A 22,118-nucleotide genomic window follows, 5' to 3' on the forward strand; every position below is an offset into this window, starting at 1 on the left:
TTCCGGGGAACACGACGTGACGCGGGGGCGTCCCGGCCGCGCACCGGGCGAGCCCGCACCGGCGCCCCGGGCGATGCCTCAGCCCATCGTGACCGGCAGGACGTCGGGCGACAGGGCCGCGGCGCGCGCCGTCGCGCTCGTCATCCGCTTGCGGTGGTGGCGGCGGCACAGCACCTCGTAGCCGACCTCGTCGCCCGCGTTCACGTCACCGACCACGACCTGCGCGCCCTCCACGACCATGGCGCCGCCGACGGTGCGCGCGTTGTGCGTGGCCCGGGCACCGCACCAGCACAGGGCCTCGACCTGGAGCACCTCCACCCGGTCGGCGAGCTCGACCAGGCGCTGCGAGCCGGGGAACAGCTTGGAGCGGAAGTCGGTGGTGATGCCGAAGGCGAAGACGTCGAGCTCCAGGTCGTCGACCACCCGGGCGAGCTGGTCGATCTGCTCGGGGGCGAGGAACTGGGCCTCGTCGCAGATGACGTAGTCGCAGCGCCCGCCCTTCGACAGATGGGTGACGAGGTACGCGTAGAAGTCGAAGCCCTCGGCCGCCTCGACGGCGTCGGTGACCAGGCCGAGCCGGGAGGACAGCTTGCCCTCGCCGGCCCGGTCGTCGCGGGTGAAGATCATGCCCTCGAGGCCGCGGGCGGAGCGGTTGTGTTCGATCTGAAGAGCGAGGGTGCTCTTTCCGCAGTCCATCGTTCCGGAGAAGAACACCAGCTCGGGCATGGGAGGTCGGAGACCTTTCGAGATCGGGGAGGAACAGGGAGGAGGGAGTCGGGGGCCGCAGGGCCTCAGGTGCGCACTTCGAGCAGCGGCACCAGCTGCTCCGCCGGGGTCATGGAGCCGTGCATGCCGGTCATGGCGGACTCGTTGGGCTCGTTGACGGAGGCGGTGATGGCGAGGTCGTCCTGGGCGGCGGCGACCACGTCGCCGATCCGTCCGTACACCCGCTCGTCGACCGTGTCGCCGAACCAGCCGAGCGCGACGGCCTCCTCGCGGCTCGCCACCCAGAAGCGGTCGCCGATGACCTCCTGCCAGCAGGTCAGGACGTCGGACGCGGCGCCGGGGACGGCGTAGACGTGCCGGGCGCGGCCCTCGCCGCCGAGCAGGGCGACGCCGGCCCGCAGCTCCCAGTCCTCGTCGAAGTCGATCCGGTGGTCCTCGTCGAAGGGGATGTCCACCATGCCGTGGTCGGCGGTGACATAGAGCGCGGAGCGCGGCGGGAGCTGTTCGGCGAGCCGCTGGGCCAGCCGGTCGACGAACATCAGCTGGCCGCGCCAGGCGTCGGAGTCGATGCCGAAGCGGTGTCCGGCGCCGTCGAGTTCGCTGTAGTACGTGTAGACCAGCGAGCGGTCGCCGGCGGCCAGCTGCTCGGCGGCCAGGTCCATCCGCTCCTCGCCGGAGAGGCGCCCGTGGAAGCTGCCGCCGCTCAGCGCGATCTTGGTGAGCGGGGTGTCCCGGAAGGCGGGCGAGGAGACCTGGGCGGTGTGGATCCCGGCCTTGTCGGCGAGCCGGAAGACGGTCGGGTACGGCTGCCAGACCTGCGGCGGGGTCCACGGCTTCCAGCGCAGCTGGTTCATCAGCTCGCCGGTGTCCGGGTTGCGCACGGTGTAGCCGGGCAGTCCGTGGGTGCCGGGGAAGCGTCCGGTGCCGACCGAGGCGAGCGAGGTCGCGGTGGTGGCGGGGAAGCCGGCGGTGATCGGGCGGCCGGTGCCGCCGCGGGAGGAGCCGAGCAGCGAGGTCAGATAGGGCGCCTCGTCCGGGTGGGCGAGTATCTGCTCCCAGCCGAGCCCGTCGATGAGGAAGACGCAGTTGCGGTCGGCGGGCGCGAGCTCCGCGATCCGCGGCGTGCAGCCGGGCACGCCCTGTCCGGCGACCAGGGTCGGCAGCAGGTCGCCGAGCGAGCCGGTGCCGTACTCCGGGAGCGGCGCGGTGGCGGGGTCGAGCGGCACCGGTTCGTCCGGCCAGCCCTGTGCGACGGCGGTGGGCTGCACCATCAGCGGGCGGCCGGGGTCGTCGCGGTGGCCTCGGAGAGCGCCTGGGCGAAGGCGAGGGTCTGCTTGACGGTGTCCGGTCCGTCGCCGGCGTCGCTGACCCGGAGGCTGAGGTCGTCGGCGGTGGAGCTGCCGGTGTAGCCGTGGTCGGCGTCGCAGTTGGGGTCGCCGCAGGCGGCCGGCTCCAGGTCGATCCGGGAGACGGCGCCCCAACCGATGGTGAGGACGACCTCGCGGGGCAGGGTGCCCGGGGTGTAGGCCTCGGGGTTGGCGACGACGCGGCTGACGACGATCGAGGAGATCCGGTCGAGCTTCACGGACTCGGTGGAGGTCGTGGCGTACGGCGTCGGGGAGCTGCTGTCGGCGGACTGCTCGTCGGTGTGGCTGACGATGAACCGGTTGGCCGTGAGGACGAGGACGGTGACGTGCCGCCGCACCTCGTTGGCGTCGAAGGTGGTCTCCTGGTGGACCACGTACGACGTGACGGCCTCGCCGCCGACAGCGGCCTCCACCGCCTCGGCCACGAGGGCCGGGTAGTAGCCGCTGCGCTCGATCGCCGCGCGCAGCCCCTGGGTCGTCGTACCGGTCTTCGCCATGGACTCCATCCTACGGGGCTGCGGGGCCCCCTCCGGCCCCTGCGGCCCGCCCGTGGCGCCGGTCACGACGGGCCTTCGTATACGGGGAGGCTGCGCGGGCCGAGGTCGGTGCGGGGCGGGGGCGGGGCGAGGCGGACGGTGGCGCCGAGGACGGAGAGGCCGCGCGGGGCGACGACCACGGGTTCGAGGGAGACGGCGACGACCTCGGGGTGGTCGTCGACGAGGCGGGAGACGCGCAGCAGCAGCTCCTCCAGGGCGGGGGTGTCGACGGGGGCGGAGCCGCGCCAGCCGAAGAGGAGGGGGGCGGTGCGGATGGAGCGGACGAGTTCGGCGGCGTCCCGGTCGGTGGCGGGGACGAGCCGGTGGGAGGTGTCGCCGAGGAGTTCGGAGGCGGCGCCGGCCAGGCCGAAGGAGAGGACGGCGCCGACGGCGGGGTCGATGGCGGAGCGGACGACGGTGTCGACGCCGCGGGGCACCATGGCCTGGACGACCGGCTGGAGCTCCTCGGGCTTGCCGAGGGTCTCGGCGAGCTCGGCGTAGGCGGTGCGCAGTTGCTCCTCGGTGGCCAGGTCGAGGCGGACCCCGCCGAGGTCGGGGCGGTGGCGCAGGTGGGGCGCGGTGGTCTTGAGGGCGACGGGGTAGCCGAGCCGGGCGGCGGCCCGTACGGCCTCGTCGGGGCCGGGCGCGGGCAGCGTGGGCAGCACCTCGATGCCGTAGTGGCCGAGCAGCGCGCGGGTGGTGTCGGCGTCGAGGGTGACGCCGCGCGGGTCGGGATCCGGTCCGCCGAGGGCCCGCTCGACGAGGGCGGCGGCACCGGCCTCGTCGATGCGGTCGAACTCGGGGACGCGGCCGGGGTCGGCGGCCTGCCGGCGCCACTGGGCGTAGCGGACGGACTCGGCGAGCGCGCGGACGGCGCGTTCGGCGGCGGGATACGCGGGGATGACGCCGGGCTCGGGGGTGTCCGGCGGTGCGGTGTCCTGCGGCGCGGTGTCCTGCGGCGCGGTGTCCTGCGGCGCGGTGTCCTGCGGCGCGGCTCCCGGAGCGACGGATCCCGGCGGTACGGGCGGGGTGGCGGGCGCGGTGGCCGGTGCGGGCGCACCGGGCGCGGGCGCGGGGGCCGTGCGGCGGGCCGGGGCGGTGCGGGTGGCCTCGGACAGGGCCTCGGCGAGGGCGCCCATCTCGACGTGGACGACGACCACGGGCTTGGCGGGTCCGGGCGCGGCGGCGACGGCGGACCGCAGGGCCGCGGCGAGGACCTCGCCGTCGCCGGACTCGGTGGCCCCGTTCTCCCCCACCCAGGGGATGGCGGTGACGACGACCGCGTCGCAGGCGTCGGAGGCGAGGGCGGCGGTGAGCGCGGCCCGGAAGTCGGCGGGGGTGGCGCCGGTGGTGAGGTCGCGGGGCCGCAGCGGGCGCAGGCCCTCGGTGAGGCAGGCGTCGTAGGCGAGCAGGCCGAGGGACTCGGAGTTGCCGAGGATGGCGACGCGGGGGCCGGCGGGCAGCGGCTGCTCGGCGAGGAGCAGGCCGGCGTCGACGAGTTCGGTGACGGTGTCGACGCGGATCACACCGGCCTGCCGCAGCAGCGCCGAGACGGTGGCGTGCGGGATGCGGGTGACGGGGACGCGGTGGCCGGGCGGGGCGCTGCCGCTGTGCCGGGCGCCCTTGACGACCACGACGGGCTTGACGGCGGCGGTGCGGCGGGCGAGCCGGGTGAACTTCCGGGGGTTGCCGATGGACTCCAGGTAGAGGAGGACGACGTCGGTGGCCGGGTCGTCGTACCAGTGCTGGAGGAGGTCGTTGCCGGAGACGTCGGCGCGGTTGCCGGCGGAGAGGAAGGAGGAGAGGCCCGCGCCGCGCCGGTGCAGTCCGGCCAGCAGGGCGATGCCGATGGCGCCGGACTGGGTGAAGAGCCCGATCCTTCCGGCGGCCGGCATCTGCGGGGCGAGGGAGGCGTTCAGCCGGACGGACTCGGCCGTATTGATGATTCCGAAGGCGTTGGGCCCGATGACCCGCATGCCGTACGAGCGGGCCTGGCGGACCAGGGCGCGCTGGCGCTCGCGGCCCTCGGGGCCGCTCTCGGCGTATCCGGCGGAGAGCACGACCAGGCCGCGCACACCGTGCTCGCCGCAGGCGGCGACGGCCTCGGGGACGCGCTCGGCGGGGACGGCGACGACGGCCAGGTCGACGGGGGCACCGATGGCGGCGACGGAGCGGACGGCGGGGACGCCCTCCAGCTCGTGCGGTCCCTCGCCGAGGGCGGCGTTGACCGCGTGGACGCGGCCGGTGTAGCCGGCGTCGAGGAGGTTGCGCAGCACGGTGCGGCCGACGCCGCCGGGGGCGCGGCCGACGCCGATGACGGCGACGGAGCCGGGGGCGAGGAGCCGCTGTACGGAGCGGGCCTCGGCGCGCTGCTCGCGGGCGCGCTGGACGGCGAGGGAGCGGTCGGTGGGCTCCAGGTCGAGGTTGAGACGGACGGCGCCGTCCTCGAAGCTGCGCTTCTGGGTGTAGCCGGCGTCGGTGAACACCTTGATCATCTTGCTGTTGGCGGGCAGCACCTCGGCGGCGAAGCGCCGGATGCCGCGCTCGCGGGCGACGGCCGCGATGTGTTCGAGCAGGGCGGAGGCGACGCCCCGGCCCTGGTGGGCGTCCTGGACCAGGAAGGCGACCTCGGCCTCGTCGGCCGGCGCGGAGGCGGGCCGGCCCTGGTCGTTGATCCGGTCGTAGCGCACGGTGGCGATGAACTCGCCGCCGACGGTCGCCGCGAGGCCGACCCGGTCCACGAAGTCGTGGTGGGTGAAGCGGTGCACGTCCTTGGCGGACAGGCGCGGGTAGGGCGCGAAGAAGCGGTAGTACTTCGACTCGTCCGAGACCTGCTCGTAGAAGCTGACCAGGCGGCCGGCGTCGTCGGCGGTGATCGGCCGGATCCGCGCGGTGCCGCCGTCCCGGAGGACCACGTCCGCTTCCCAGTGGTCCGGATACGCGTGTTCCGGCTGCCCCGAGTACGCGCGCTCCGGCTGCCCCGACTGCTCAGACCCGCTCTGCATGGGGCCCAGCCTACGGGTGGGGTCGGACCGTGGCACGGGTCGCGCGGCCCTGGTCCGCCGGGCAAGGTAGGGATCGCCGAACGGCCGTCCGGCCGGGGCCGAAGGTCGGTACGGGAGCACGCCGAAACCCGTGAGAGACTGGTCTAGACAACCGCTGAAAGTTGAAGGGCTACCACCATGGCTGAGCGCCGCGTCAACGTCGGGTGGGCCGAGGGCCTGCACGCCCGCCCCGCCTCCATCTTCGTCCGTGCCGCCACGGCCTCCGGCGTCCCCGTGACGATCGCCAAGGCCGACAGCAGCCCGGTCAACGCCGCGTCGATGCTCGCGGTGCTCGGCCTGGGTGCGCAGGGCGGCGAGGAGATCGTGCTCGCTTCGGACGCCGACGGCGCCGAGGCCGCGCTCGACCGCCTCGCTCGGCTCGTGGCCGAGGGCCTCGACGAGCTCCCCGAGACCGTCTGACCCCCGACGACCCGTCACCTCCCCGACGACGGATCGCACGGCGGCCGCGTCCCCGGTTCTCCCGGCGGACGCGGCCGTTCGCCTTCCCCGGGGCTCGCCGGAAGCTCCCGGAAAGCGGCAGGGGAATTCCCACGGGATTTCACCACCCGGCGCACGCGTGAATGAATCGCGTTCGGGCAGCACGAAAAAGACCCTGGAATTCCAGACTCTTTGTATACGGTGCCCGTGTTAATTCCGCGGTCCCGCACTGTGTACGGCATGTTGCGAAATCCTCACCCGCGCCCGGTCGCCGTGTTTCGGGCGGTGCCGCGACAGGGCCCGCTCCACATGCAGCGCGGTGAGCGCCCGGGCCCGTTCGGCGTCCCGGCGGGCCACCGCGTCCACGATCGCGCCGTGCTCGGCCCAGACCTCGGCGGGCCGCTCGGCCGGCTCGACCGCGTACATCCAGGCGATCTTGTGCCGCAGCTGGGTGAGCAGCGCGGTGAGCGGCGGGCTGTCCGAGGCCTGGGCCAGCGTCTCGTGGAACCAGCCGTCGAGCGCGGCCAGATCCTCGCCGCGCCCGCCCCTGGCCCGCTCCTGACCGAGCCTGACCAGGCCGCGCAGCACCTTGAGGTGGGCCTCGGTGCGCCGCTGCGCGGCCCGGGCGGCGCCCAGCGGTTCGAGCAGGGAGCGCATGTCGAGCAGGTCGGCGGCCTCCTGCTCGCCGGGCTCGGCGACATGGGCGCCGGCGTGCCGACGGGTCACCACGAAGCCCTCGGACTCCAGAGTGCGCAGCGCCTCGCGGACCGGGACGCGGGAGACGCCGTAGCGGCGGGCCAGCTGTTCCTCCGTCAGCCGGGCGCCCCGCGCGTACACCCCGGAGACGATGTCGTCCCGGATCGCCGTGCATACCGATTGCGCGGGAATGCGCATCTCCGACCTCCGTTTTCCGCCGCCCGAGACCCCGTCGAGCGCCGCCTGTCCGGCGACTCTATTGCAGGACGCCGGAATTTCCGACGGCGCCCGGTGGAAAAGGACGCAAAAAAGCCCCGGCTCGTTTCGAGACCGGGGCCTTTCACCGGAGCGGGCCGCGCGGGCCGCTCCGGACCGTCAGACGTTCACGCCGCGGGCGCGGAGGTAGCTGATCGGGTTGATGTCGGAGCCGTACTCCGCGGTGGTGCGCGCCTCGAAGTGGAGGTGCGGGCCGGTGGAGTTGCCGGAGGAGCCGGAGATGCCGATCCGCTCGCCGGGGGTGACCTTCTGGCCGACGGAGACGGTGATGGCGGAGAGGTGGCCGTACTGGGTGTACGTGCCGTCGTTCATCCGGATCACGATGTTGTTGCCGTACGCGCCGCCCCAGCCGGCCTCGACGACGGTGCCGGAGCCGACGGAGACGACCTTGGTGCCGTAGGCGGCGTGGAAGTCGATGCCGGAGTGGCTGCCGGAGGACCAGAGCGAGCCGCCGGCCTTGTAGCCGGTGCTCACGTACGAGCCGGCCACGGGGAGCTGGAAGGAGGCGAGGCGCTTGCGCTCGGCCTCGCGGGCGGCGCGCTCCTTGGCCTCGCGGATCTCCTTGGCGCGGGCCTCGGCCTTGCGCTTGGCCTCGGCGGCGGCCTGGATGCGGGCGGCCTCCTCGGCGGCGGCCTTCTCCTGGGCGGCGGCCTGGGCGTCGACCCGCTCGGAGAGGGACTCGTCGACGATGACCTGGGTGAGGCCGGTGTCCTCCGGGGAGGCGCCTTCCGTGTCGGCGGCGAGCGCCGGGGAGGCCAGGGTGCCGATGACACCGGTGGTGGCGAGCGTCGCGACGCCGGCGATGCCGGCGCTGCGGCGCGCCAGCCGGCTCGGGGCACGGTGCTTCCCGGTGGCACGGGTGAACGCCATGTAGTGGCTGATCCTTTCCTTCCCTCTCGCCTACCGGGTTAGCTGACGGGTTCGGAGCAGGAAGGTCTCCTACGGGCCCCTCCGCGCGGAGCGAAGGCGTCCGATTCACCCCAGGGACTGCGTGTGGGTCCCCGGCTCCCCAGGCTCGCGCCTTGCGGGGACTCGGCGATGACTGTCCGTTGCCGCGGATGCGGCGTCGAGCAGTGGCCGGACAGCCGCGTCGACGCTAGGCCGATCACCTTTCAATAACCAAACGGACACGGGTTTTTGTAAGACATGCCACAGGGCATTCACTCCCACTCATCTGCAATACGGACAAATGGGAGGACCCCGACGAACCAGGTCGCCGGGGTCTCGTGACGGTGTCTCAGACAGCGGGTGACAGCAGCTCGATCAGCCGGTGACGACGCTCACTTCACCGATGCCGAGCGCCCGCACCGGCTCCGCGATCTGCGCCGCGTCGCCGACGAGCACGGTCACCAGCCGGTCCACGGGGAAGGCGTTGACCACCGCGGCGGTCGCCTCCACGGTGCCGGTGGCGGCCAGCCGCGCGTACAGGTGCGCCTGGTAGTCGTCCGGGAGGTGCTGCTCGACCTGGTCGGCGAGCGTCCCTGCGACGGAGGCGGCCGTCTCGTACTTCAGCGGGGCCACGCCCACCAGGTTCTGCACGGCGACGTCACGCTCCGCGTCGTTCAGCCCCTCGGCGGCGAGGGTGCGCAGCACCTTCCACAGGTCGTCGAGCGCCGGGCCGGTGTTGGGGGTGTCGACCGAGCCGCTGATGGCGAGCAGCGAAGCGCCGTTGCCCTCGCCGTCGGAACGCAGCACCTGGCCGAACGCCCGTACGCCGTAGGTGTATCCCTTCTCCTCGCGCAGGACACGGTCCAGGCGGGAGGTGAGGGTGCCGCCGAGGCAGTACGTGCCGAGCACCTGCGCCGCCCAGACGCTGTCGTGGCGGTCGGCGCCGACGCGGCCGATGAGCAGCTGCGTCTGGACGGCGCCCGGCCGGTCCACGATGACGACCCGTCCGGTGTCGTCGGCGGTGACCGGCGGCATCGGGCGCGGGGCGGCGGGCTTGCCGCTCCAGGTGCCCAGGGTGTCGGCGAGCACCTGGTCCAGGTCGACGCCGGTGAGGTCGCCGACCACGACGGCGGTGGCGGCGGCCGGGCGGACGTGCGCGTCGTAGAAGGCGCGGACGGCGGCGGCGTCGATCGCTGCGACGGTCTCCTCGGTGCCCTGGCGCGGCCGGGACATGCGCGAGGCGGCCGGGAACAGCTCCTTGGAGAGCTGCTTGGCGGCGCGGCGGGCCGGGTTGGCCGTCTCGTGCGGGATCTCGTCGAGGCGGTTGCGCACCAGGCGCTCGACCTCGGTCTCGACGAACGCCGGGGCGATCAGGGCCTCGGAGAGCAGGCCGAGCGCCTTGGGCAGCCGGGAGACCGGGACCTCCAGGGAGACCTGTACGCCGGGGTGGTCGGCGGCCGCGTCGAGCGTGGCGCCGCAGCGCTCGAGCTCGGCCGCGAACTCCTCCGCGGTGTGCCGGTCGGTGCCCTCGGACAGGGCCCGGGCCATGATGGTGGCCACGCCGTCGAGGCCCTCGGGCTCGGCGTCCAGCGGCGCGTCGACGAAGACCTCGACGGCCACCACCTGCTGGCCGGGGCGGTGGCAGCGCAGCACCGTGAGCCCGTTGTCGAGCGCGCCGCGCTCCGGGGTCGGGAAGGCCCAGGGCTTGGCCTCGCCGGCCTGCGGCTGGGGGTGGAACGTCATGCTCGTCAAAGACGCGGCAGCGTCGGTCACTGGTCCGCTCCCTCTTCCTCGTCGCTGTCGGTCTCCTCGGCCGTGCCGCCCACCGGCTCGTAGACGAGCACGGCGCGGTTGTCGGGCCGCAGCTGGGCGGCGGCGGCCTCGCGGACCTCGTCCGCGGTGATGTCGAGGACCCGGTCGACGGCGGTCAGGGCCAGCTGCGGGTCGCCGAACAGCACCGCGAAGCGGCAGAGTTCGTCGGCGCGGCCGGCGACCGTGCCGAGCCGGTCCAGCCACTCGCGCTCCAGCCGGGCCTGGGCGCGCTCCATCTCCTCGGCGGTCGGGCCCTCGGCGGCGAACCGGGCCAGCTCCTCGTCGACGGCCGCCTCGATCTGCGGCACCTCGACGCCGCCGGAGGTCTTGACGTCCAGCCAGCCGAGCGAGGGCGCGCCGGCAAGGCGCAGCAGGCCGAAGCCGGCGGCGACGGCGGTGCGGTCGCGGCGGACCAGGCGGTTGTGCAGCCGGGAGGACTCGCCACCGCCGAGGACGGTCAGGGCGAGGTCGGCCGCGTCGCACGCGCGCGTGCCGTCGTGCGGCAGCCGGTAGGCGGCCATCAGCGCGCGGGCCGGGACCTCCTCCTCGACGACCTCGCGCAGCTGTCCGCCGATGACCTCGGGCAGGTCGCCGGGGCGCGGCTCGGGCTTGCCGTCGTGCCCGGGGATGGAGCCGAAGTACTTCTCCACCCAGGCGAGGGTCTGCTCGGGGTCGATGTCGCCGACCACCGAGAGGACCGCGTTGTTCGGCGCGTAGTACGTGCGGAAGAAGCTCCGCGCGTCCTCCAGGGTGGCCGCGTCCAGGTCGGCCATCGAGCCGATCGGGGTGTGGTGGTACGGGTGTCCGTCCGGGTAGGCGAGGGCGGTGAGCCGCTCGAACGCGGTGCCGTAGGGCACGTTGTCGTAGCGCTGGCGGCGCTCGTTCTTGACGACGTCCCGCTGGTTCTCCATGGACTCGTCGTCCAGGGCGGCGAGCAGCGAGCCCATCCGGTCGGCCTCCAGCCAGAGCGCGAGCTCCAGCTGGTGGGCGGGCATCGTCTCGAAGTAGTTGGTGCGCTCGAAGCTCGTGGTGCCGTTGAGCGAGCCGCCCGCGCCCTGTACCAGCTCGAAGTGGCCGTTGCCGTGGACCTGCTTCGAGCCCTGGAACATCAGGTGCTCGAAGAGGTGGGCGAGACCGGTGCGGCCCTTGACCTCGTGCCGGGAGCCGACGTCGTACCAGAGGCAGACCGCGGCGACCGGGGTCAGGTGGTCCTCGGACAGCACCACGCGCAGGCCGTTGGCCAACCGGTGCTCGGTCGCTGTCAGGCCGCCGGAGCCGGCCTCGGCCGCAGCCGTGTGACCCATGGGCATGTGTCCCCTTCGATCGCGATCGGGAAAAAGTCCTGCCACTGTATGCAAGCGCGCCGACACCTGGCGAAGTTCCCGGCCCTCCCGGATGTCCCTCTTCCGGGTCGCGGTCGGCGTTGTCGGTGCCACGGTCCACAATGGTCCGCGTCAGATCAACCTTGTTGGTGAAGGAGCCGCAGCCGCGATGGCCCGCCGCAGCACGAAGACACCGCCGCCGGACGACGCGTTCGAGGAGCGAATCCTCGACATCGACGTCGTTGACGAGATGCAGGGCTCCTTCCTCGAGTACGCGTACTCGGTGATCTACTCGCGTGCGCTGCCCGACGCCCGCGACGGCATGAAGCCGGTGCAGCGGCGCATCGTCTACCAGATGAACGAGATGGGCCTGCGGCCCGACCGGGGCTTCGTCAAGTGCGCCCGCGTCGTCGGCGAGGTCATGGGCAAGCTCCACCCGCACGGCGACGCGTCCATCTACGACGCGATGGTGCGCATGGCGCAGCCGTTCTCCATGCGGGTGCCGCTGGTCGACGGCCACGGCAACTTCGGCTCGCTCGGCAACGACGACCCGCCGGCCGCCATGCGGTACACGGAGTCGAAGATGGCTCCGGCGGCCCTGCTGATGACGGAGTCCATCGACGAGGACACCGTCGACTTCGCGCCGAACTACGACGGCCAGGAGCAGGAGCCGGTCGCGCTCCCCGCCGCGTATCCGAACCTGCTGGTCAACGGCGCGTCCGGAATCGCGGTCGGCATGGCGACCAACATGCCCCCGCACAACCTGGGCGAGGTCGTCGCCGCCGCCCGCCACCTGATCCGCTACCCGAACGCGGACCTGGAGGCGCTGATGCGCTTCGTGCCCGGTCCGGACCTGCCCACCGGCGGCCGGATCGTCGGCCTGTCCGGCATCAAGGACGCCTACGAGTCGGGCCGAGGCACCTTCAAGATCCGCGCCACCACCTCGATCGAGACGGTGACCGCCCGCCGCAAGGGCATCGTCGTCACCGAACTGCCCTTCACGGTCGGCCCCGAGAAGGTCATCTCCAAGATCAAGGACCTGGTCGGCTCGAAGAAGCTGCAGGGCATCGCCGACGTCAAGGACCTCACCGACCGCGCCCACGGCCTGCGCCTGGTCATCGAGGTCAAGAACGGCTTCGTGCCGGAGGCGGTCCTGGAGCAGCTCTACAAGCTGACGCCGATGGAGGAGTCCTTCGGCATCAACAACGTGGCGCTGGTCGACGGCCAGCCGCTCACCCTCGGCCTCAAGGAGCTCCTGGAGGTCTATCTCGACCACCGCTTCGAGGTCGTGCGGCGCCGCTCCGAGTTCCGCCGCGGCAAGAAGCGCGACCGGCTCCACCTGGTGGAGGGCCTGCTCGTCGCGCTGCTGGACATCGACGAGGTCATCCGGCTGATCCGGGAGAGCGAGAACTCCGCGGAGGCCAAGGCGCGCCTGATGGAGCGCTTCTCGCTGAGCGAGATCCAGACGCAGTACATCCTGGACACCCCGCTGCGCCGGCTCACCAAGTTCGACCGCCTGGAGCTGGAGACCGAGCGCGACCGGCTCACCGGCGAGATCGACGAGTTGACCGGGATCCTGGAGTCCGACTCCGAGCTGCGCAAGCTGGTGTCGGCGGAGCTCGCGGCCGTCGCGAAGAAGTTCGGCACCGACCGGCGCACGGTCCTGCTCGAGTCGGCGGGCGCGCCGGCCACGGCGGTCTCCCTGGAGGTCGCGGACGACCCGTGCCGGGTGCTGCTGTCCTCCACCGGCCTGCTCGCCCGGACGGCGACGGCGGAGCTGCCGCCGGCCGACCCGGAGGCCAAGCGCGTCAAGCACGACCTGATCGTCTCCTCGGTGGCGGCCACCCAGCGCGGTGACGTCGGCGCGGTGACCTCGTCCGGCCGGCTGCTGCGCGTCGCGGTGATCGACCTGCCGCAGCTGCCCGACACGGCGGCCGCGCCGAACCTGTCGGGCGGCGCGCCGCTCGCGGAGTTCCTCTCCCTGGAGGACGACGAGACCGTGGTCTGCCTGACCTCGCTCGACGAGTCCTCGCCGGGCCTCGCCCTCGGCACCCTGCAGGGCGTGGTCAAGCGCGTCGTGCCGGACTACCCGGCGAACAAGGACGAGCTGGAGGTCATCACCCTCAAGGACGGCGACCGGATCGTCGGCGCGACCGAGCTGCGCACCGGTGACGAGGACCTGGTCTTCATCACCTCCGACGCCCAGCTGCTGCGCTACCAGGCCTCCCAGGTGCGGCCGCAGGGCCGTCCGGCGGGCGGCATGGCCGGCATCAAGCTGACGGCCGGCGCGGAGGTGCTCTCCTTCACGGCGGTGGACCCGGCCGTGGACGCGGTGGTGTTCACGGTGGCCGGTTCGACCGGCACGCTGGACGCCTCGGCCGGCTCCTCGGCGAAGCTGACCCCGTTCGACCAGTACCCTCGCAAGGGACGCGCCACCGGCGGCGTGCGCTGCCAGCGCTTCCTGAAGGGCGAGGACCTGCTGGTGTTCGCCTGGGCGGGCGCCGCCCCGGCGCGCGCCGCGCAGCAGAACGGCACGCCGTCCGAGCTTCCGGAGCCGGACCCGCGCCGCGACGGCTCGGGCACGCCGCTGGCGAAGCCGGTCGAGGTGGTGGCCGGCCCGGCCCTCTGACCGGATCCCCGACGACGCCCCCGGTCCCGCGCCTCTTCGCGCGGGACCGGGGGCGTCGTCGTACGGTCAGTCCCGCGGTCCGTAGGTGGCCGCGATGCCGGCGACGATGATCCGCAGGCCTTCCTCGAAGCGGCTGTCGTAGTCGCCGAAGATCTCCGCCCCGGCCTGGGCGGCGAGCGGGTAGGCGGCCAGCCGCTCGGCGCGCTCGGCCACGTCGAAGCCCTCGCGGCGCTCGCCCGGCACCGGTTCGGTGCCCTGTTCCTCGGTGACGAAGCCGAGGGTGAAGAGATACGCGGTGGTGCTCGCCCGCACCGCGTCGCGCAGCGAGAAGCCCGCGTCGACCAGCGCGCCCAGTTCGCGCTCCATGTCCTCGGCGTGGTCGGTCCCGGTGAAGCGGGCGCCGCTGTAGACCTTGGCGCCGTCGCGGTAGCGCAGCAGCCCGGCGCGCAGGCCCCGGTTGACCGCGAGGATCCGCTCCTGCCAGCTCACGTCCCCGGCGGGCCGGGCGTCCGGGTCGGTGACCATCTGCCGGTACATGACCGTCGCCATCTCGTCGAGCAGCGCCTGCTTGTTCTTGAAGTGCCAGTACAGCGCCGGGGCCTGGACGTGCAGTTCCTGGGCGATCGCGCGCAGCGTGAGCCCTTCGAGGCCGCGCTCGTTCAGCAGGCGCAGCGCGGTCTCCGCCACGGTCTCGGGCTGGAGCCGGTTCGTCTTCTTGGTCGCCACGCCGCCACGTTATCCCCTTGACAGCTTAACGACGTTAAGGGGATGCTCGACCCATCGGAACTTAACGGCGTTAAGGACTTGGAGGAGCGGCCATGGACACGGATGTCGTCATCGTCGGAGCGGGGCCCACGGGACTGGTGCTCGCCATCGACCTCGCGCGCCGGGGCGTGCGCGCCCTGCTGGTCGAGAAGGCCGAGGTCCTCTTCCCCGGCTCCCGGGGGAAGGGGCTGCAGCCACGCAGTCTGGAGGTGCTCGACGACCTGGGCGTGCTGCCCGCGGTCCTGGCCGCGGGCGCGCCGTACCCGCTGATGCGCGGCTGGGAGGGCGCCGAGCCGCAGGGCGAGTGGGACATGATGGCCCGCTCGGAGCCGACCGAGCAGGTCCCGTACGCGAACGTGCTGCTCGTCCCGCAGTTCCGCACCCAGGAACTGCTGTACGAGCGGCTCCTCGAACTGGGCGGCGCGGTCCGCTTCGGCACGGCGCTCACCGGCGTCCGGCAGACCACGGACGCCGTGGAGGCGGAGCTGTCCACCGGCGAGACGGTACGGGCCGCGTATCTGGTGGCCTGCGACGGCGGCCGCTCCACCGTGCGCCGCGCGCTCGGCATCGGCATGACCGGGGAGACCGTCGACCCGCGCCCGATGCTCGTCGCGGACGTGCGGCTCTCGCCCGGCGCCGCCGTCGACCGCGGCAACTGGCACCTGTGGGCCACGGCGCCCGGCGGCGGCGTGGCGCTGTGCCCGCTGCCCGGCGGCGGACCCGGTGACGAACTCTTCCAGCTCGTGGCCGGGTTCGAGGACGAGTCGGCCGCCGTGGACACCTCGGCGGAGGGGGTCCGCGCGCTGCTCGCGGCACGCACCCCGCTGACCGCGGAGGACGTGGCCGAGGTCCGCTGGTCCTCCGACTTCCGGGCCCGCGCGGCGATGGCGGACCGGTTCCGGGACGGCCGGGTCTTCCTCGCCGGGGACGCGGCCCATGTGCACTCCCCCGCCGGCGGCCAGGGCCTCAACACCGGTGTCCAGGACGCCTACAACCTGGGCTGGAAGCTCGGCCGCGTCCTGCGGCACGGCGCCCCGGCCGCCCTGCTCGACTCCTACGAGGCCGAGCGCCAGCCCGTCGCCGCCGACGTCCTCGGCCTCAGCACCCGCATCCACCGCGCGAGCGCCGCCGGCCGCACCACCCAGCGCGGCGCCGAGGTCCAGCAACTCGGCCTCGGCTACCGCGACTCGCCGTGCTCCGTGGAGACCCGCCCCGGTCTCCCCGAGGACGCCCTGCGCGCGGGCGACCGGGCACCTGACGGCCCGTACGGCCCGTCAGGCGAGGGCCGCCTCTTCGACCTCTTCCGCGGCCCCCACCTGACCCTGCTCGCGGTCGGCGTCCCGCTCCCGCCCGTCCCCGCGTCCCCGTCGCTGCGCACGGCGCACCTGTCGGCGTACGAGGCGTACGGCACCGGTCTCTTCCTGGTCCGCCCGGACGGCTACATCGGCTGGGCGGGCACCACCCCCACGGGCCTCACCGCCCACCTGGCCACCCTGGGCGCGGCCCCTGCACCCGACCCGATACCGGCGCGGGTCTAGGACGTCGGCTCCGTGGGGGCGGTCGGGTCGTCCTCGGTGCCGGGGACATAGCGAAGGACGCCCCACATGGCGTGCTCGTCGGGCGTGTCGTCCGGGCCGTCCAGCTCACAGCCGGCGAGTTCCTTGCGCAGGCCCGCCGCGTCGATGCCGGAGCCGATCAGGACCAGCTGGGTCAGGCGCTCCTCGCCGGCGGGCCAGGGCTCGGGGTGGAAGCGCAGGAAGCGGCCGACGGCGTGGACGGCGTAGCGGTTGGCCGGGTCGGCGGCGCCGAAGTCGACGAATCCCTTCAGGCGGTAGAGGCCTTCCGGCCGCGCGTCCAGGAACGCCATGAGCCGGCGCGGGTGCAGCGGGACCGCCGTGCTCACCGAGACGGTGTCGTAGGCGGCGTGCGGGTGGGCGTGCTCCTCCTCGGAGCCGTACAGGATGTCCTCGATCGACATCTGGCCGGCGATCTCGCCCTCGGGCACCACCCGGTCGAAGAGCAGCTCCGGGTCGATCCGCCCGTGCGCGGCCTCGACGACCGCCGCCCGCGCCGCGAGGGCGGCGACCGCCTCCCGTACGGTACGGAGCTCCTCCGCCGCCACCCGGTCGGCCTTGTTCACCACGACGAGGTCGGCGACCGCGAGGTGGCGGTCCGTCTCCGGGTGGCGGGTGCGGGTCGCGGCGAACTCGGCCGCGTCGACGACCTCGACCAGGCCGCCGTACACGATCCGCTCGTTGTCGCTGGCCAGCACCATGCGGACCAGTTCCTGCGGCTCGGCCAGACCGCTCGCCTCGATCACGATCACGTCGAGCCGGGCCTCGGGCCGGGCCAGCACCTCCAGATAGGTGTCCAGTTCGCTCGCGTCCACCGCGCAGCACAGACAGCCGTTGCCGAGGGACACGGTGGAGCCGACCTGTCCGGCCACGGTCATGGCGTCGATGCCGATGTCGCCGAAGTCGTTGACCATGACCCCGATCCGCGTCCCGCGCGCGCTCCGCAGCAGATGGTTGAGCAGGGTGGTCTTCCCCGCCCCGAGAAACCCGGCCAGGACGATGACGGGAATCTGCCGGATGGGCTGGGTGGTCAAGGGTCATGCCTCCGGGCCGTCGATGCCTGCGCGTGCGAAGCCCCCAGGATAGGCGGCCGGCCTCGCGGAGCCGTGTCGTGCGGACTGAGCACCCGACCGGGTCGGGGCGTGTCGCGCGGGCCGAAGTCGGGCGATCCGCGGGCGTCGGGGCCCGGGGCCGCCCCGGGCCCGCCAGGCCCGCCCGAGCCGCCAGGCCCGCCTGGGCCGGGCGGAACATCGCATGGCGCCGGAGCGGGGAGCCGCGCCCGGCGGCCAGGCCTCGGCCCCCGGCCGGCCCGGGGCGGACCTGGAGCGGACCGGGGCGGCAGCCGCAGCGGCAGCGCCGGCCGCATTTCCGCTCGGCGCACTCGTCCCCGTACCGTTTCGGCATGAGCCCCGCACCCTCCTCCCCCGCGCGGCCGCCCGGCCGCCGGCGCAGGATCGGGTGGCCGCGGCGGGTGTTCTCGCAGGTCCTGCTGATGCAGCTGGCCATCGCCACGGGCGTGACGGTGCTCGCCACCGGGCTCTTCCTCGCCCCGCTCAGTGCCCAGCTGGACGACCAGGCGATGCGCCGCGCCCTGGCGATCGCGCAGACCACGGCCTCCCCGGAGATGGCCGCCGGACTCGCGACGACCCGGCCGTCGCCCGACGGCCCGGTGCAGACGGAGGCCGAGCGGATCCGGCGCTCGACCGGCGCCGAGTACGTGGTGGTGATGGATACCGCCGGTATCCGGTGGTCGCACACCGACCCCGCCCAGATCGGCCGGCGCGTCTCCACCGACCCCAGCGCCGCGCTCGCCGGGCATGCCGTGATGGAGATCGACAGCGGCACCCTCGGCCGCTCCGCCCGCGGCAAGGCACCGCTGCGGGACCGGCGCGGCGAGATCGTCGGCGCGGTGTCGGTCGGCATCGAGTACGACAGCGTGCGCGACCGGCTCGTCGCGGCGATCCCCGGCCTGCTGCGCTACGCCGGCGGCGCCCTCGCGGCGGGCGCACTCGCCGCGTATCTGATCTCCCGGAGGCTCCAGCGGCGGACCCACGACCTGGCCTTCTCCGACATCTCGGCGCTGCTCGCCGAGCGCGAGGCGATGCTGCACGGCATCCGCGAGGGCGTCGTGGCGCTCGACGGCGCGGGCAGGATCCGGCTGATGAACGACGAGGCGCAGCGGCTCCTCGGGATCGGCCCGGAGGCCACCGGCCGTCCCCTGGAGGAGGTGCTCGGCGCGGGCCGCACCACCGACGTGCTCGCGGGCCGGGCCACCGGCGAGGACCTGGTCACGGTGCGCGGCAGCCGGGTGCTGATCGCCAACCGGATGCCCACCCACGACGGCGGCGCCGTCGCCACCCTCCGCGACCGCACCGAACTCGAACGCCTCGGCCGCGAGCTGGACTCCACGCGCGGTCTGATCGACGCGCTGCGCGCCCAGGACCACGAGCACGCCAACCGCATGCACACCCTGCTCGGGCTGCTCGAACTGGAGATGTACGAGGAGGCCGTCGAGTTCGTCACCGAGGTGGTCGGCGTGCACCGGGCGACGGCCGAGCAGGTCACCGAGAAGGTCCACGACCCGCTGCTTGCCGCGCTGCTCGTCGGCAAGGCCGCCGTGGCCGCCGAGCGCGGCGTCTCGCTGCGCATCGCCCCCGGCTCGCTGCTGCCGGACCGCCTGGTCGACCCGCGCGAGCTGGTCACGGTCGTGGGCAACCTGGTCGACAACGCCCTGGACGCCGCCTCCGGCACGCCGCACGCGCGCGTGGAGGTGGAGCTGCGCGCCGAGGGGCGCACCGTGGTCCTGAGGGTCGGCGACAGCGGCCCCGGCGTGCCCGAGGGGCGGCGCGAGCTGATCTTCACGGAGGGCTGGAGCACCAAGGAGCCGCCCGCCCACGGCAAGCGGGGCCTCGGACTGCCGCTGGTGCGCCGGCTCGCGGAGCGGCGGGGCGGCGGCGCCGTGGTCGGCACCGGGCCGGACGGCGGCGCCGAGTTCACGGTGCTGCTGCCGGACGCGCTCGCCGAGGCGGACGGCGCGCTCGCGCCCGTGGTCGCGGAGGAGACACGGTGATCGGTGTCCTGGTCGTCGACGACGACGTACGCGTGGCGCGGGTCAACGCCGCCTATGTGGCCAAGGTGCCGGGCTTCCGGGTGGTCGGGGTGGCCCACACGGCGGCGGAGGCGCTGACCGCGCTGACCGCGCCGGAGCCCGCCGTGGACCTGGTGCTGCTCGACCACCACCTGCCGGACGGCAACGGTCTCGCGGTCGTACGGGAGCTGCGCGCTCGCGGCCTGCAGACCGACGTGATCATGGTGACCGCGGCGCGTGACGTGGCGACCGTCCAGGCGGCGATGCGGCACGGGGCGCTGCAGTACCTGGTGAAGCCCTTCGGTTTCGCCGGCCTGCGCGCCAAGCTGGAGGCGTACGCGGCGCTGCGCCGCACCCTCGACGGCGGCGGCGAGGCGGAGCAGGCCGAGGTGGACCGGATCTTCGGCGCCCTGTCGGCCGGCTCCGTCGTCCCGGACCTGCCCAAGGGCCACTCCCCCACCACGGCCGAGCTGGTGCGGCAGGTGCTGCTCGCGGCGGACGGACCGCTGTCGGCGCAGGAGATCGCCGAGCGGGCCGGGGTGAGCCGGCAGACCGCCCAGCGCTATCTCAAGCTCCTGGAGCGCACCGGCCGGGTGCGGCTCTCACTGAAGTACGGCGAGACGGGCCGCCCCGAGCACCGGTACGCGTGGGCGGGCCCGGCAGCGGCCCGCTGAGCCACCGCCGGGAGCGAGCCACGGGGCTCGTCAGACGGCTCCCGCGCCCGTGAGGGCCCGTACCTCCGTCTCGGCGTGCCGGGCATCGTCCGGCGGTTCCGGGGAGGTCACGGTACCGAGCCAGCCCGCGAGGAAGCCCAGCGGGATGGACACCACCCCGGGGTTCTGCAGCGGGAAGAGCTGGAAGTCGACGCCGGGGAAAAGCGATTCGGGGCTGCCGGAGACGACCGGCGAGACCACCACGAGCAGGACGGCGGGGACGAGTCCGCCGTACACCGACCAGACCGCGCCGCGGGTGGTGAAGCGGCGCCAGAACAGCGAGTAGAGCAGCGCGGGCAGATTGGCGGAGGCCGCGACGGCGAAGGCGAGGCCGACCAGGAAGGCCACGTTGAGGTCGCGGGCGAGCAGGCCGAGGGCGATCGCGGCGACCCCGATGCCCGCGGCGGCGAGCTTGGCGACGGCCACCTCGCCGTGCTGCTTGGTGCTCCGGCGGCGCAGCGAGGCGTAGAGGTCGTGCGCGACGGAGGCCGAGGACGCGAGGGTGATGCCGGCGACCACGGCGAGGATGGTCGCGAAGGCGACGGCGGCGACGACCGCGAACAGGACGGTGCCGCCGGTGGATCCGGCCCCGCCGCCGAGGTCGAGGGCGAGCAGCGGCACGGCGGTGTTGCCGGCGGCGTTGGAGGCGCGGACGGTGTCGGGGCCGACGAGGGCGGCGGCGCCGAAGCCGAGGACGATCGTCATCAGGTAGAAGCCGCCGATGAGGCCGATGGACCAGACGACCGAGCGGCGGGCGGCCCGCGCGGTGGGCACGGTGTAGAACCGGGACAGGATGTGCGGCAGTCCGGCGGTGCCGAGGACGAGCGCGAGACCGAGGCTGACGAAGTCGGCCCGGGCGGTCCAGTCGCCGCCGTAGCGCAGTCCGGGCGCCAGGAAGTCCCGGCCGTGGCCGCTGCGTTCGGCGGCGGTGCTGAGCAGCTGGTCGACGTCGAAGTGGAAGCGCGTCAGGACGAGCACGGTGAGGGCGATCGTGCCGGCCATGAGCAGCACGGCCTTGACGATCTGGATCCAGGTGGTGGCGCGCATGCCGCCGAGCGACACGTACACGACCATCAGGGCGCCGACGCCGATCACCGTCCAGGCGCGGGCGGCGTCGCTGGTGCCGCCGAGCAGCAGGGCGACCAGGCTGCCGGCGCCGACCATCTGCGCCACCAGGTAGAGCACGGAGACGGTGACGGACGAGGTGCCGACGGCGATCCGGACGGGGCGCTCGGCCATCCGGGCGGCGACGACATCGGCGAGGGTGAAGCGGCCGCAGTTGCGGACGAGTTCGGCGACCAGCAGGAGCACGACCAGCCAGGCGACGAGGAAGCCGACGGAGTAGAGCATGCCGTCGTAGCCGAAGAGGGCGATGAGGCCGGAGATGCCGAGGAAGGAGGCGGCGGACATGTAGTCGCCGGCGATGGCGAATCCGTTCTCCAGGGGCGAGAAGAGCCGTCCCCCGGCGTAGAACTCCTCGGCGGAGCCGTGCCGGTGGCGACTGACCCAGGTGGTGATGCCGAGGGTGGCCGCGATGAACGCGCTGAACAGCAGCAGCGCGAGGGTCTGGTGGTCTCCGGTCATCGCCGCACTCCCCGGGTCATCTCCTGGGTGTCCCAGCGCAGTTCGAGCGCGGCCCGGTCCCGGCGCAGCCGGGCGTGCCGGGCGTAGGCCCAGGTCAGCAGGAAGGTGGTGGCGAACTGGCCGAGTCCGGCGACCATGGCGACGTTGACCGCGCCGGCGACCGGGCGGGCCATCAGGCCGGGGGCGGCGGTGGCGGCGACGACGTACGCCAGGTACCAGAGCAGGAAGGCGAGCGAGGCCGGGAAGACGAAGCGGCGGTATCGGCGGCGTACTTCCTGGAAGGCGGGGCTTCGCTGGACCTCCAGATAGACGTCCGCGGCGCTGTGGCCGCCGGCCGGGGCCGGGGCCTGCTGGTGGGGGACGGCGCCGGGCGGCGTCCCGTCCCCGTGATGCTCGCCCCAGCCGGCGGCGAGCTCGTCGTACCAGGGGTCGTCGATCCGCACCTCCGCGGATCCGCTCCCGTCGTGCTTCTCCACCGGTGAACTCTCCTTGTCAGCGAACCGTTTCGGCCGCGTGCCCAAGGATGGACAGACTGGGCGGATCCCGGACTCTTCTCCCGTCTTCTTCACTCCATCAGGTGACGAGTTTCCGGGCACGACTGACCGGCCCGTCGATACGTCGTATCGGGCGGGCCGGCCGGTGGAGAGATGCGCGGGCCGG

At 73.7% G+C, this 22,118-nt stretch carries 17 protein-coding genes and 1 riboswitch; of the genes, 5 read left to right on the forward strand and 12 right to left on the reverse strand.

Going from position 1 to position 22,118, the window contains the following annotated elements:
* Positions 1 to 78: 78 nt before the first annotated feature.
* The 4 genes from AB0M18_RS29535 to AB0M18_RS29550 form a co-directional block, all read right to left on the reverse strand.
* Complete coding sequence (locus AB0M18_RS29535; protein WP_365763320.1) at positions 79 to 726, reverse strand: thymidine kinase; 648 nt, start codon at positions 724 to 726, stop codon at positions 79 to 81.
* Between the two features lie 65 nt (positions 727 to 791).
* The gene (locus AB0M18_RS29540) at positions 792 to 1,997 is read right to left on the reverse strand and encodes a nucleotide pyrophosphatase/phosphodiesterase family protein (protein ID WP_365763322.1); all 1,206 of its coding nucleotides are present in this window, start codon (positions 1,995 to 1,997) and stop codon (positions 792 to 794) included.
* Positions 1,997 to 2,590 (reverse strand): DUF5998 family protein, encoded by a 594-nt coding sequence (locus tag AB0M18_RS29545; protein WP_365763324.1) that lies wholly within the window; start codon positions 2,588 to 2,590, stop codon positions 1,997 to 1,999. The genes AB0M18_RS29540 and AB0M18_RS29545 overlap by 1 nt, the downstream gene beginning before the upstream one ends.
* 62 nt (positions 2,591 to 2,652) lie before the next feature.
* The gene (locus AB0M18_RS29550; RefSeq protein WP_365763325.1) at positions 2,653 to 5,634 is read right to left on the reverse strand and encodes a GNAT family N-acetyltransferase; all 2,982 of its coding nucleotides are present in this window, start codon (positions 5,632 to 5,634) and stop codon (positions 2,653 to 2,655) included.
* Between the two features lie 177 nt (positions 5,635 to 5,811).
* Between AB0M18_RS29550 and AB0M18_RS29555 the strand changes: the two genes are divergently transcribed.
* On the forward strand, positions 5,812 to 6,093 hold the full coding sequence (locus AB0M18_RS29555) for an HPr family phosphocarrier protein (protein WP_365763327.1): 282 nt from the start codon (positions 5,812 to 5,814) through the stop codon (positions 6,091 to 6,093).
* 228 nt (positions 6,094 to 6,321) lie between these two features.
* Here the strand turns inward: AB0M18_RS29555 and AB0M18_RS29560 are convergent, their stop codons facing one another.
* The 4 genes from AB0M18_RS29560 to AB0M18_RS29575 all read right to left on the reverse strand — a co-directional run bounded on the left by AB0M18_RS29560 (position 6,322) and on the right by AB0M18_RS29575 (position 11,087).
* Positions 6,322 to 7,005, reverse strand: coding sequence for a GntR family transcriptional regulator (locus AB0M18_RS29560; protein WP_365763329.1), 684 nt, complete (start codon positions 7,003 to 7,005; stop codon positions 6,322 to 6,324).
* A 177-nt stretch (positions 7,006 to 7,182) separates the two neighbouring features.
* Complete coding sequence (locus AB0M18_RS29565; protein WP_365763331.1) at positions 7,183 to 7,953, reverse strand: M23 family metallopeptidase; 771 nt, start codon at positions 7,951 to 7,953, stop codon at positions 7,183 to 7,185.
* A gap of 12 nt (positions 7,954 to 7,965) precedes the next feature.
* A riboswitch (cyclic di-AMP (ydaO/yuaA leader) is annotated at positions 7,966 to 8,131 on the reverse strand.
* A 215-nt stretch (positions 8,132 to 8,346) separates the two neighbouring features.
* Positions 8,347 to 9,714 (reverse strand): pitrilysin family protein, encoded by a 1,368-nt coding sequence (locus AB0M18_RS29570; protein ID WP_365763333.1) that lies wholly within the window; start codon positions 9,712 to 9,714, stop codon positions 8,347 to 8,349.
* A gap of 26 nt (positions 9,715 to 9,740) precedes the next feature.
* On the reverse strand, positions 9,741 to 11,087 hold the full coding sequence (locus AB0M18_RS29575; RefSeq protein WP_365763335.1) for a pitrilysin family protein: 1,347 nt from the start codon (positions 11,085 to 11,087) through the stop codon (positions 9,741 to 9,743).
* 187 nt (positions 11,088 to 11,274) lie between these two features.
* On the opposite strand from AB0M18_RS29575, the gene AB0M18_RS29580 reads away from it, so the two are divergent.
* Complete coding sequence (locus tag AB0M18_RS29580) at positions 11,275 to 13,734, forward strand: DNA topoisomerase IV subunit A (protein ID WP_365763337.1); 2,460 nt, start codon at positions 11,275 to 11,277, stop codon at positions 13,732 to 13,734.
* Between the two features lie 66 nt (positions 13,735 to 13,800).
* Here the strand turns inward: AB0M18_RS29580 and AB0M18_RS29585 are convergent, their stop codons facing one another.
* A complete protein-coding gene (locus AB0M18_RS29585; RefSeq protein WP_365763339.1) occupies positions 13,801 to 14,460 on the reverse strand; it encodes a TetR/AcrR family transcriptional regulator C-terminal domain-containing protein in 660 nt (219 codons plus the stop codon).
* Between the two features lie 92 nt (positions 14,461 to 14,552).
* Here AB0M18_RS29585 and AB0M18_RS29590 point away from each other — a divergent pair, with 92 nt between their 5' ends.
* A complete protein-coding gene (locus AB0M18_RS29590) occupies positions 14,553 to 16,037 on the forward strand; it encodes an FAD-dependent monooxygenase (protein WP_365763341.1) in 1,485 nt (494 codons plus the stop codon).
* Here AB0M18_RS29590 and AB0M18_RS29595 read toward each other — a convergent pair.
* Positions 16,034 to 17,107 (reverse strand): GTP-binding protein, encoded by a 1,074-nt coding sequence (locus tag AB0M18_RS29595; protein WP_365763343.1) that lies wholly within the window; start codon positions 17,105 to 17,107, stop codon positions 16,034 to 16,036. The two genes, AB0M18_RS29590 and AB0M18_RS29595, sit on opposite strands and share 4 nt — an antisense overlap.
* 368 nt (positions 17,108 to 17,475) lie before the next feature.
* Between AB0M18_RS29595 and AB0M18_RS29600 the strand changes: the two genes are divergently transcribed.
* Positions 17,476 to 19,143, forward strand: a complete 1,668-nt coding sequence (locus tag AB0M18_RS29600) for a sensor histidine kinase (protein ID WP_365763345.1) — start codon at positions 17,476 to 17,478, stop codon at positions 19,141 to 19,143.
* The gene (locus AB0M18_RS29605; RefSeq protein WP_365763347.1) at positions 19,140 to 19,835 is read left to right on the forward strand and encodes a response regulator; all 696 of its coding nucleotides are present in this window, start codon (positions 19,140 to 19,142) and stop codon (positions 19,833 to 19,835) included. Before AB0M18_RS29600 ends, AB0M18_RS29605 begins: the two co-directional genes overlap by 4 nt.
* Positions 19,836 to 19,865: 30 nt before the next feature.
* Here the strand turns inward: AB0M18_RS29605 and AB0M18_RS29610 are convergent, their stop codons facing one another.
* Entirely contained in the window at positions 19,866 to 21,458 is a 1,593-nt protein-coding gene (locus AB0M18_RS29610; protein WP_365763349.1) for a cation acetate symporter, read from the reverse strand.
* A complete protein-coding gene (locus AB0M18_RS29615) occupies positions 21,455 to 21,934 on the reverse strand; it encodes a DUF485 domain-containing protein (RefSeq protein WP_365763351.1) in 480 nt (159 codons plus the stop codon). Before AB0M18_RS29615 ends, AB0M18_RS29610 begins: the two co-directional genes overlap by 4 nt.
* Between the last annotated feature and the right edge of the window lie 184 nt (positions 21,935 to 22,118).

Origin of the sequence: Streptomyces sp. NPDC051909, assembly GCF_040681095.1 — a bacterium.
Taxonomy (GTDB): domain Bacteria; phylum Actinomycetota; class Actinomycetes; order Streptomycetales; family Streptomycetaceae; genus Streptomyces.

Bases quoted from the DNA above. Each gene is read 5' to 3' on its own strand.
- AB0M18_RS29535 (WP_365763320.1), bottom strand. From the start codon at position 726: ATGCCCGAGCTGGTGTTCTTCTCCGGAACGATGGACTGCGGAAAGAGC.
- AB0M18_RS29540 (WP_365763322.1), bottom strand. From the start codon at position 1,997: ATGGTGCAGCCCACCGCCGTCGCACAGGGCTGGCCGGACGAACCGGTG.
- AB0M18_RS29545 (WP_365763324.1), bottom strand. From the start codon at position 2,590: ATGGCGAAGACCGGTACGACGACCCAGGGGCTGCGCGCGGCGATCGAG.
- AB0M18_RS29550 (WP_365763325.1), bottom strand. From the start codon at position 5,634: ATGCAGAGCGGGTCTGAGCAGTCGGGGCAGCCGGAGCGCGCGTACTCG.
- AB0M18_RS29555 (WP_365763327.1), top strand. From the start codon at position 5,812: ATGGCTGAGCGCCGCGTCAACGTCGGGTGGGCCGAGGGCCTGCACGCC.
- AB0M18_RS29560 (WP_365763329.1), bottom strand. From the start codon at position 7,005: ATGCGCATTCCCGCGCAATCGGTATGCACGGCGATCCGGGACGACATC.
- AB0M18_RS29565 (WP_365763331.1), bottom strand. From the start codon at position 7,953: ATGGCGTTCACCCGTGCCACCGGGAAGCACCGTGCCCCGAGCCGGCTG.
- AB0M18_RS29570 (WP_365763333.1), bottom strand. From the start codon at position 9,714: ATGACGTTCCACCCCCAGCCGCAGGCCGGCGAGGCCAAGCCCTGGGCC.
- AB0M18_RS29575 (WP_365763335.1), bottom strand. From the start codon at position 11,087: ATGGGTCACACGGCTGCGGCCGAGGCCGGCTCCGGCGGCCTGACAGCG.
- AB0M18_RS29580 (WP_365763337.1), top strand. From the start codon at position 11,275: ATGGCCCGCCGCAGCACGAAGACACCGCCGCCGGACGACGCGTTCGAG.
- AB0M18_RS29590 (WP_365763341.1), top strand. From the start codon at position 14,553: ATGGACACGGATGTCGTCATCGTCGGAGCGGGGCCCACGGGACTGGTG.
- AB0M18_RS29600 (WP_365763345.1), top strand. From the start codon at position 17,476: ATGAGCCCCGCACCCTCCTCCCCCGCGCGGCCGCCCGGCCGCCGGCGC.
- AB0M18_RS29610 (WP_365763349.1), bottom strand. From the start codon at position 21,458: ATGACCGGAGACCACCAGACCCTCGCGCTGCTGCTGTTCAGCGCGTTC.